This is a genomic window from Myxococcus sp. CA039A (genome assembly GCF_013336645.1).
GTDB classification, from domain to species: Bacteria; Myxococcota; Myxococcia; order Myxococcales; family Myxococcaceae; genus Myxococcus; species Myxococcus llanfairpwllgwyngyllgogerychwyrndrobwllllantysiliogogogochensis.
In genome coordinates this window covers 1-1257 of the sequence record NZ_JABUMQ010000670.1, presented here as the reverse complement: position 1 = coordinate 1257, position 1257 = coordinate 1, and the positions used below count along the sequence as shown (strand labels likewise).

Annotated in this window: 2 protein-coding genes; both read right to left on the bottom strand. The window is 68.8% G+C overall.

Annotated features, from left to right (window positions below):
- Positions 1-169: 169 nt before the first annotated feature.
- The gene (locus tag HR086_RS46925; RefSeq protein ID WP_174457993.1) at positions 170-673 is read right to left on the bottom strand and encodes a DUF4334 domain-containing protein; all 504 of its coding nucleotides are present in this window, start codon (positions 671-673) and stop codon (positions 170-172) included.
- Positions 670-1257: zinc-binding dehydrogenase (locus HR086_RS46920; RefSeq protein ID WP_174468918.1), on the bottom strand; the 588-nt coding region annotated here is incomplete at its 5' end. The genes HR086_RS46920 and HR086_RS46925, both read right to left, overlap by 4 nt.

The window sequence follows — 1257 nt, the reverse complement described above, 5'->3', positions numbered from 1 at the left end:
GGGTCTGGGTCTTCTGGACGGTGGCGCTCATGGCGTACTCCCTCTTGGTTTCACCGCGTCTGCCGCGGTGTGCGTTGCTGACAAGAGGAACAGTAGAGACCTGGGCGTCCGCGAAAAATGGGGCGCCGGGCAGAGGACTGTTTCCACGCGGGAAACAATCCAGGGCGCCCTACGCGCCATCCCGGCGCAGCACGAAGAAGTACGGCGCCGCCATCCCCCGGGCGTCCATCACCCCCAGCAGCGTGTTCGCATCGACCTGTCGGAACACGTCATTCGTGGGCCAGTCGTCGTAGATCATCGTCGCGCTGACCTTGCCCCGGTACACCGTCAGGCGCAGGCGCGCCTTGAACTTCTCGGTCTCCACCGCCGCCCGGTGCGGACCCACGAGGCCGCGAATCGTCGGCGACGGCCACTTCCTCGGGTCGACCGGGAACACCGACGCGCGGTCCTCCGTGTAGAACAGCAGCGGGTGCACGCTCTCCTCGTCGACGAACCGCTTGCCGTACCAGCCCGTCGCACCGAGCATCCCATCCATCGGGTGCCCCGTGTGGAGCTCACTGCCCTTCCAGGTGCCTCGCATGAACCCGAGCTCCACCGTGGGCAGGCTGTCGAACAACGCGAGCGCCTCTTGCGCGTCCAGCCGCCCCGCCTTCACCGCTTCGTCGAAGGTCATCGCGTGCTTCCTCCGTGCATGCGCAGCACGGGCTTGATGGCAGTGCGCGCTTCCATGTCGTGTACCGCGTCGTTGATGGCCTCGAAGTCGTAGGAGCGGCTCAGCTTCTCCAGCGGGAAGCGCCCCTCCGCGTGCAGCGCGACCATCCGGGGGATGAAGGTCTTCGGGTCCGCGTCCCCTTCGATGATGCCCACCAGCCGCTTGCCGTAGAGGAGGCGGGTCATCGACAGCGTCACCTCCGACGCCTCGGGGCTGGGAAGCCCCAGCAGGCCACACGTGCCCAGGGGCCGTGTCACGTCGAAGGCCTGGCGCAACACCTGGGGCAGGCCCACGCACTCCAGCGCGAAATCCACCCCGCCCCGGGTGCGCTTGAGCATCGTCTTCGTCAGCTCGGGCTCCGTCGCCAGGAACGTGTCGGTGGCGCCCAGCTCGCGCGCCAGCTCCAGTCGGCCCGCGTCCAGGTCCACCGCGAGGATGCTCGCCGCGCCGGCGACACGCGCCGCCATGACCGCCGCGAGCCCCACCGCGCCCACGCCGAAGACGGCGAGCGTCTGTCCGGACTGGAGCCGGAACGCCTCCAGCAC